This is a genomic window from Cryobacterium sp. Y50 (genome assembly GCF_002929805.1).
Classification (GTDB): Bacteria; Actinomycetota; Actinomycetes; order Actinomycetales; family Microbacteriaceae; genus Cryobacterium.
The window spans coordinates 23763-30027 of record NZ_PJJM01000062.1; the positions used below are offsets into that span (position 1 = coordinate 23763).

Annotated in this window: 3 protein-coding genes; 2 read left to right on the forward strand and 1 reads right to left on the reverse strand. The window is 65.7% G+C overall.

Annotated elements, in window-relative coordinates:
* Positions 1-21 precede the first annotated feature (21 nt).
* Together CXY73_RS02605 and CXY73_RS02610 are read left to right on the forward strand one after the other, a co-directional pair.
* Positions 22-3801 (forward strand): ATP-binding protein, encoded by a 3780-nt coding sequence (locus tag CXY73_RS02605; RefSeq protein WP_104176742.1) that lies wholly within the window; start codon positions 22-24, stop codon positions 3799-3801.
* Positions 3798-4016 carry a hypothetical protein gene (locus CXY73_RS02610; protein WP_104134491.1) on the forward strand — a complete coding sequence of 73 codons (219 nt, stop codon included), beginning with the start codon at positions 3798-3800 and terminating at the stop codon, positions 4014-4016. The genes CXY73_RS02605 and CXY73_RS02610 overlap by 4 nt, the downstream gene beginning before the upstream one ends.
* Before the next feature lie 132 nt (positions 4017-4148).
* Here the strand turns inward: CXY73_RS02610 and CXY73_RS02615 are convergent, their stop codons facing one another.
* Positions 4149-6110 (reverse strand): leucine-rich repeat domain-containing protein, encoded by a 1962-nt coding sequence (locus CXY73_RS02615; protein WP_104176743.1) that lies wholly within the window; start codon positions 6108-6110, stop codon positions 4149-4151.
* Positions 6111-6265 lie beyond the last annotated feature (155 nt).

Consider the following 6265-nt stretch of genomic DNA (forward strand, 5'->3'; position numbering starts at 1 on the left):
TTTCGCAATTAGGGTATCCCTGTGTGGCACCTCGATAGAAAACAAGACGACGACGACGTGCTTTCCAAGTACCTGGACGTCGTCCCCGGCGACCCGCAAAACGTGACCAGTCCCCATAACCTCAGTTTGGGCGACCCGGCGTATACCGCCGGAAACATTGCCGAGCCGGTCTGGCAGCGCTGGCGCGACGAACTCGCCGCGCTCGGCGGACGCTCCCCGCTGCTGCACTTCACCGACGAAGCCCGCACCCGCATCGAGCTCAGCGCCACCCATCCCGGCGGGCTGCCGCAGTTCATCATCGGCAAGACCACTTTGCTGTCCAACCTCATTCGCGACGAACTCGCGCTGCGCAACGCCCGTCTGGCCGCGAACGAGATCACCCAGAAGGGCATCGAACTGCGCTCGATGCGCGGCATCGAGTCGGTCAACCTCGCCATCGGCCTCGCCGAATGGCGCTATCAGGACGTCGAGTACAGCGCCCCGGTGCTGCTGCGCCCGCTCGCGATCCGCCGCTACGGCCGTGACTACGAGCTCAAGCTCAAGGGCCAGCCCTTTCTCAACCCCGAACTGGCCCGCGCCCTGCACGACCAGTTTCAGATCGTGCTCGACGCCGACGCCTTCGTGGCGCTCGCCGTCACGAACGGTGCGTTCAAACCGCAGCCGGTCATCGACCGCCTGCGCGGTCTGACCTCGCACCTGCCCTGGTTCAACGTAGTGCCCCGCCTCGTCGTCTCGAGCTTCGCCTCCTGCGGCCAAGCACTGGCCGCCGACGCCTCGAACCTCGACCACCCACTGCTCGACGCCGTCGCCGGCAACATGACCGCCAAGCGCAACATCGAGTCTGCCTACAACCCGGTGGTTCCGATCGGCCAGGACGCACGGCCACCGGCCACCGACACGCTGCTCGGTGACGCCGACCCCGAGCAGGAGAACGTCGTCGCGCAGATCGCGGCCGGCAACTCCCTCGTCGTGAAGACCCTGCCCGGCACCGGCGGTACCCAGACCATCGTCAACGCCATCGGTTCGCTCGTCGCCCAGCACAAGCGTGTGCTCGTTGTCAGCGCACGCCGCTCCAGTCTCGACGGAATCGCCGGTCGTCTCGTGCAGGTGGGCCTGCCCGGCATCGCCGTGACCCCGCGCACGCTGCGCCGCGACCTGATCCAGTCCATCACCCGCAATGAGAAAGCCGCCCAGCCGCGGGTCGGCGACGTCGATGACGCCCTGGTGCGCCTGCGCAAAGTGCTGCTCGACTACCGATCGGCGCTCACCCGCCGCGACTCAGCCCTCGGTGTCTCTGTACTCGATGCCCTCGGCGAACTCGCCCGCCTTGCCCAGCTGCCGCAGCCGCCGTCGACCACCGCCCGGCTCGACCGGCACGCCCTCGAACTGCTCGCTCACTCCCGATCAGCCGCCGCCAATACCCTGATCAAGGCCGCCATTCTTGGCGAATTCCGCTACGGCCCCGGCGACTCACCCTGGTATGGCGCCTCGTTCACCTCTACAGCGGATGCCTCCAACTCACACCAGCTTGCCAAGCGCATCAACCAGATCGAACTGCCGCGGCTGCTCGAACGGGCCAACGGCCTGATCGGCCAGACCCGGTTGCGCCCGTTCGAGACGATCAACGAACTCGGCATCTACCTGCGCCTGCTGCTCGACATTCGAGAAACCCTCGACAAATTCCAACCCGGCGTCTTCGACCGGTCGCTCACCGAGCTGATCGCCGCCACGTCGTCGCGCCGCGAATCCTCCGAGATGAGCTCGGCGAGCCGTCGCCGCCTGCGGAGGCTCGCCGAGGAATACCAGCGCCCCGGCGTGCGGGTCAACGACATGAACGAAAGCCTGCGCCGCATCCAAGACCAGCGCACGCTCTGGCAACGTTACGCCGCCGCCGGAGTCACGCCTGAGGTGCCCGTCGGCATCAACGACGTGCACGTCGCTTTTCAGCGCGTCTCCGAAGACCTCGGCCTGCTCGACGTTCCCCTCGGCACCGTCGGCACGCCGCGCACCCTCGCCGGGCGTCAGCTCGGTGAACTGGTGTCGATGATCTCCGGCCTCGCCGCCGAGAGTGAGGTACTCGCCAACCTGCACGAGCGCACCGCGCTGCTCGCAACGCTGCGCGAGCACAACCTCGACCCGCTGATGACCGACCTGTCCCAGCGGCACGTGTCGGAGGAGAACGTCGCCGCCGAGCTCGAACTGGCCTGGTGGCAGTCCGTGCTTGAGATTATGCTGGCGAGCGACCGAGCCCTTCTCAACGCGAACACGCAGGTACTGGACCGCCTCGAGGCCGATTTCAAACTCGTCGACGAGGCGCACGCATCCGCTTCGGGGAAGCTGCTGGCTTGGCTACTGGCTGAAACCTGGAAGATCGGCGTCGTCGACTTTCCCGAGGAAGCCGATCAGCTGCGCCGCCTGCTGCGCGCCGACCGGGCCACACCAGCCCGGCTCAGCGAGGTCGCCCCGCACCTCGGGCGGGTGCTCGCGCCGGTCTGGCTCGCCTCGCCGTACGAGATCGCCGACATCAGCGACCAGATCACCTTTGACACAGTGCTACTCGTCGATGCTGGAGCGACGACCCTCGCCGAAAACGTCGGCGCGATTCGCCGCGGACGCCAGATTGTGGCGTTCGGTGACCCGGTCACCCAGACGCCGTCAGCGTTCGAGACCGGAATTTCGGCCTCGGGGGAGGCCGCGCCGACGCCCGATGTCTCGGTCGATGCCCTGCACGCCGACTCCGCGCTGGCCCGCCTCGGCGAACTGCTGCCGACCCTGACCCTCACCCGCAGCTACCGGGCCGGCGGCGAAGACCTCGCCGAACTGGTCAACCACCGCTTCTACGGTGGCCGCATCGACTCGCTGCCCTGGGCTGGAAGCTTTCTCGGCCACGGCAGCTTGACCATTAACTATGTGGCCGGTGGTCGTGGCATGCCCGACGCCGACAGCGGCGCCATCGAGAGCGTGGACGCTGAGGTCGTGAAGGTTGTCGACCTCGTGCTCGACCACGCATCGAAGCGCCCGCGCGAATCGCTCATGGTGATCACCGCGAGCACCCGGCACGCCGTTCGCGTGCAGCAGGCTGTGCTGGCCGCGTTCGCGAAGCGCACCGACCTGTCCGACTTCATCCTGAAGGATCGCAGCGAACCGTTCACCGTACTCACCCTCGAGCAGGCCGTGGCGCAGAGCCGGGACCGGGTAATCTTCTCGATCGGCTACGGCCGCACCCCGCACGGGCGTCTGCTGTCGAACTTCGGTTCGCTCGGCGAACCCGGCGGCGAACGCCTGCTCGCGGTCGGCATGACCCGGGCCCGCCGCGCGCTCGACATCGTGTCCTGCTTTCGTCCTGCCGACATCGACGAGGATCGCCAGCGCCACGGCATCCTCGCGCTGTCCCAGGTGCTCAGTGAGACCGAGGCCCGCCGCGACGAGGTGCAGGTTCCAGACGCGAGCGAGGCCATGCTGGTAGACCTCGGAGGCCGCCTCGAAAAGCTCGGCCTGAGCGTACGCCTCGGGCACCGCGGTAAGCTCGCCCTCGCCGCCTCCTACGGCACGCGTGCCATCGTGGTCGAAACGGATGCCGTCGTCGGGCGCGCGAGCTTGCGCGAGTCCCTGCGGTTGCGTCCCGAGGTGCTGCGTCGTCTCGGCTGGCACTACCTGCGCGTGCATAGCTTCGAATTGTTTAGTAACCCAGACGCCGTGGCGGCGCGCGTCGCCGCCATCGCCGGTGTTCCTCAAACGGATGCCCCGCCCTTTGCGTCCGGCGACGCCTCCACGATCGCGCCGAAGCGGCCGGGCGCGTGACCGCTCGAGACGATGCGCCGCGCCTAGGTACCGAGCGTCAGCCGATCGTGAAGGCCGCGGGCACGGCTCGGCGCGCCCGGCTGCTGCCGGCACCGGACACCGACCCGAACCCGCATCCGCCGGTGTTGCGGGAAGAGGGCGGTGTCGCGCACACCGGAAGCGCACCCAGCGCGAACGAGGCACAGTTGCTGCAGGATCGCCCGCCGCACTGGTAGTAGGGGGTTCGCCTTCGCCGCTCTTTCGTTGGCTCCGCTCGCCCTCGGCATCGCCGGTGCCCTGTTCAGGTGGCGACGCCCCGGGGGCAGGTCGCCTGCTTCACAGCTCAGACATTCGGGTCGTTCGGGGTGCTAGTGCTGCGTCGCGGTTCGGCGGCGATTGAGCAGGAGCGCGGATCCGAGGAGGACGAGTGCGAGTGCCATGCCGATCGGTGCGGATGAATTGACACCGGTGAGTGCAAGCTTGCTCTGTGTACCAGCGGTTGTTGTCGTTGTTGCCGCGGGCTGCACGGTGATGTTGAGTACCGAGACGGCGCCGCTAGTCTGGCCAATGAAGACGAGGTGGTGGGCGCCGGCTGACAAGGCGGCGAGGTTGACGCTGTTGATGATGACCATGCCATTTACGACGGGGAACGTGCCGAGCAAAGTCGGTGAGGAGTACGCGTAGACATCGACAAAGCTGTCCGTGGGATCGGACCAGGGCAGGTTTCCCGAGAAGGGTTCGCTGGTGTCGAGCGAGTCGAGCGGGTTGCCCACTGTGGCTCCGGTGGCGATGAAGGCTGCGGAGGTGGCAGCGCTGTCGAGGCTGTTGTCGACGATGAAGGTCTCGAGTTCGGCGGTGGTGCTGGCCGGCGGTAACGCTGCGGGGTTCTGAGAGTTGACCCGCAAGGACTGGGTGGCGGTTCCGGTGTTGTCGGCCTGATCGGTGACGGATGCTGTGACGGTGTAGCTGCCCGCGGTGACCGTGGGGGAGATTGCCCAGGTTCCGGTTCCGGTCGCTGTCGTCGTCAATGTCTGATCACCGAGAGTCACGGCGACGGTTGTGCCGGCGGCTTCGCCGGTGGTACCGGTGATCGCCGGTGTCAGATCGAGTGTGGTCACAAAGGCGCCGCCATCGATCGTGATGGTTGGCGCTGTGACATCGCGCACGACGGGCGTCGTGGCGTACCCCTGCCAGGGGTTGGTGAAGCCGGTGCGGTCCGAGAAATACGACACCGTCAGGCCGGTACTGAAGCCGAGCGAGCCTTGGTTCTGCTCAGAACCGGCAGTGAACACCGTGGGGGCATTGCCCGCGAAGGACACAGAAGTCAGATCGTTGACGAATTCATGGGACATAAAGTCTGATTGGTTGGAGAACGCCTGGTTACCGATGCTGGAAACTGACGCGCCGATGCTCACCGAGGTCAAGTGCCCATAAGCGAAGGCGAAGTCGCCGATTTCGGTGACGGAATTGGGAATGGACACCGATGTGAGCGCCGTCTGCTGGAACGCGCCTGCGGCGATTGTGCTGACCCCGCTACCCAAAGCCAACTCGGAAAGACGCCCGCTCACTGCAAATGCATACGGTCCGATGGTCGTGACTGAATCGGGGATGCTGATCGATTCAAGATTGTAGGAGAAGCCAAAGGCGTATTCACCGAGAGTTTCAACCGAGTCGCCGAGTACGACCTCGGTCAGATTGTTCAGGTGCTGGAAGGCGCCGTCGCCAATGGTGATGACGGAGTTGGGGATCACGACAGAGCTGATATTGTTGTCGGTGCCGTTGCCCTGCAGATGACCGCTGAAGGCCGTGCCGCCGATGTCGACGATGGACTCACCCAGATCGAGTGTGGTGAGTTTGTTGGCAAAGAAGGAGAAAGCGCCGACGGAGAGCACCGAGTCGGGCAGCGCGAGGGTGGTCAGGTCGTTGTCGGCGAAAGCGAATGCCCCGATGGTGATGACCGATCCAGGGATCGCTATGGGGTTCAGAGCATTGTTTTGGAATGCACCGTCCTCAATGGCGAGGATAGAACCAGGGATGGAAACGGAACTGAGTTTCGTGGACGTGGTGTCTTCGTACGCTACCCGGAAGGCGTCCACGCCGATGCTCGTTACCGGATACGAGCCGACGCTGGACTCAATGGTCACGCTCGCCGCAGAGTGGTCGTAGTCAGTGACCGAGGCGGTATTGGCCGCGTCGTCGAGCGTATACGTGACGCCGCTGATGATCTGGGTGGTCGTCGCGGCCGAGGCCGGGCCAGCCATAAGGAGGGAGGCAGCGATGAGCGCGAGCGCTGCGGCGCATCCGCTCGCGCGCAAGAATAGCTGGTTCATCTGACCGCTCCTGTAATTCGTTCACCGTGCGGCCAGTCCGCGCGAATCGCCCGGGGGCGTGCTTACATTACCCCAAATGGGGGGTGCCCCTATGTTTTTGTCAAGCAGCGAGTTGGTGTTCAGTTTCGTAGAGGGTGCCGTCTCGCAGCATGGCG